The following is a 2,396-nucleotide window of genomic DNA, read 5'->3' as shown; positions in this document are numbered from 1 at the left end:
GGGAATGCTAGGTGTAGGTGTTTGAGTCATGGGGAGTTGGGAGTTGGGAGTTGGGAGCAGGGAGCGGGGAGCGACTGAAATCGCGCTGAGGTTCCCTCAGCGTGCGTTTGGGTCAAGACAGCGGGGAGTTGCTGTACCACTGTATAGGAGTTGGGAAGGAGAGAGATTGCTCTAGCTAATGCCACGTATCACTAAAAATTTACATAGTGGGGAGTTTTTCGATTTGACTGTGGGCGTGAATTACCAACTTTCCAGCTTGAGCTTCTAATTTATGCAACTTGAGGGTCATACCTGGAATATCAAAGTTGCGTAAATCGAGTAAATTTGTTAATTGCTCGAAGATTACTGTCACCAGTTTGAGTGTCAAACCTTGACCTTCAGCTGCAAGAATTTCTAGTGAAATCCGATTGCCATCTTCATGAATTTCGGGGGCAGCAGTGGCCGTAAAATTCTTGGTTTCATTTGACTCGCGCATCGAGAAAGTTGACGCAATAACAAATTTATTTTCACCAGGTAAGTCTAGATTTGCCGATTGAATATCGATCGTGACTGGTTGTCCGTCCATCTCCATTTGGAGACCGTGAAATTTGGTACGGATGTAATCGCTATTCAGGGCGCGATTGATATCTATTTCGGTCAAAACGATGCGGGCTTCGGCGTCTGTCGGCTGTGTCAGTTCGATGCTGCCCAAGAGGGCGCGGAGCGGGTCGATCGAGACGCTATCGGTATTGATTTGGATGGTTTCCATCCGTAAATCCTGTTTGACAACCAATCCCTTGCCAGAAATCTCGATCGAATTGACTTTGCCTTGAATGAGATTGCCAGGATCGGTGCGCAGATCGACATCGATTTCTTCGACCACATCCAGTTGACTAGCAATGCCGACTTCGACAACTTTACTCAATGCTAGATTACCTAAATCGGGGCTATTCGCTCCCATGTTTTATTTCTCCATTTGGTATGCAAAATTCGACTGCATGAGTCTGCAACTCTTTTGCCGCGTAATCATAGTGATAACAAATATCAAAAATAATTAAATCTACCTAAAGAGATACCACACATCTCCATCATCAGAGAGAACATTCTGATGGTGGGCGTTGCTAGCATACGAAAGTCGCAAGCATCTAACTGTAATGAAATTAAAACCGATCGAACAACAAGTAGTTGCTGTCGTTGGGGCGTCTAGTGGGATCGGTCGCGAAACCGCGCTTCAACTTGCCAAACGCGGCGCAAAAGTAGTGGTGGCAGCTCGCAGTGAGTCGGGACTGGCATCATTGGTCAAGGAAATCGGGCAATTTGGTGCCGAAGCGATCGCCGTGCGGGCGGATGTGTCTGACTGCGCGCAAGTTAAGCAGATTGCCGATGCCACGATCGATCGCTTTGGACGGTTGGATACGTGGGTACATGCAGCAGCCACAGCGGTGATTTCCCCCTTCGAGCAAGTCACTCCCGAAGAATTCAAACGCGTCATCGATGTGAATTTGATGGGGCCAGTTTATGCGGCAATGGCCGCATTGCCTCTACTCAGACAGACGGGACGGGGTGCATTCATCGCGATCTCGTCAGTAGAAGCCCGTCGATCGATGCCACTGCAAACTTCTTATTCTGCTTCCAAACACGGTCTAGAAGGCTTTCTGGACGGTTTGCGCGCCGAGCTAAGACACGAGGGCGTGCCGATTAGCATTACCAATGTGATGCCTGCGGTGATTAACACCCCTTTCTACAATAAGGCGCGGACGAAACTGGGCGTCAAACCCACTGGCGTACCGCCTTACTATCAGCCCAGTCTGGTGGCTGAAGCCATTCTCCACGCTGCCGAACATCCCACCCGCGACATGATTGTCGGCGATGTCGGACGGGCGATAGATTTCTTGCAAAAGATCGCTCCAGATCTAGTCGATACATTGGTAGGCGCGATCGCGATTCCCGGACAGCGCACTCAGACAATCAAAGCTGTAGACGACCCGAATAATCTGTTCGAGCCGATCGAGGGCTACGACACGGTGACTGGTGATTTCTCCGACAAAGTGATTCCCAGTTTCTTGGATTGGTTCGACGTGCATCCAACCGCCAAATGGACGACAGCGGCAGGATTGAGTGCGATCGCTCTAATTGCGGCCAATTTGTTTAAAGAGATGGAGTAAGTGAGGGAATAGGGGATAGGGAATAGGGAATAGGGATTCGCTTATTTCCTTGGGCAAAGATTGTATTAACGTCAGGCAAACCTATGCTTTGTTTCACAGAGAGAGACAGAACGTAGAGATTAAATTTTGGCACTATTTCTGTATCTAGCACTTATTAGTCATAACGCGTTATCCCCTATCCCCTATTCCCTATTCCCTATCCCCTACCCCCTATCCCCTATCCCCTACCCCCTAAACATATGGAAATCCAAA

At 48.8% G+C, this 2,396-nt stretch carries 2 protein-coding genes; one reads left to right on the top strand and one right to left on the bottom strand.

Features of this window, described 5'->3' with window-relative positions:
• Positions 1 to 199: 199 nt before the first annotated feature.
• Positions 200 to 940: a DUF2993 domain-containing protein gene (locus RMO84_RS12695; RefSeq protein ID WP_310488818.1), complete on the bottom strand. Its 741-nt coding sequence runs from the start codon at positions 938 to 940 to the stop codon at positions 200 to 202.
• 193 nt (positions 941 to 1,133) lie between these two features.
• On the opposite strand from RMO84_RS12695, the gene RMO84_RS12690 reads away from it, so the two are divergent.
• Positions 1,134 to 2,144 (top strand): SDR family oxidoreductase, encoded by a 1,011-nt coding sequence (locus tag RMO84_RS12690; protein ID WP_310488817.1) that lies wholly within the window; start codon positions 1,134 to 1,136, stop codon positions 2,142 to 2,144.
• Positions 2,145 to 2,396: the final 252 nt, after the last annotated feature.

This window comes from Chamaesiphon sp. VAR_69_metabat_338 (genome assembly GCF_031423935.1).
In the GTDB taxonomy this organism is placed as follows: domain Bacteria; phylum Cyanobacteriota; class Cyanobacteriia; order Cyanobacteriales; family Chamaesiphonaceae; genus Chamaesiphon.
The sequence above is the reverse complement of the archived record's forward strand: the minus strand, read 5'-3'. Positions and strand labels throughout refer to the sequence as shown.

What these genes read in the sequence shown, in the direction of transcription:
- RMO84_RS12695 (WP_310488818.1), bottom strand. Translation starts at nt 940, where the DNA reads ATGGGAGCGAATAGCCCCGATTTAGGTAATCTAGCATTGAGTAAAGTT.
- RMO84_RS12690 (WP_310488817.1), top strand. Translation starts at nt 1,134, where the DNA reads ATGAAATTAAAACCGATCGAACAACAAGTAGTTGCTGTCGTTGGGGCG.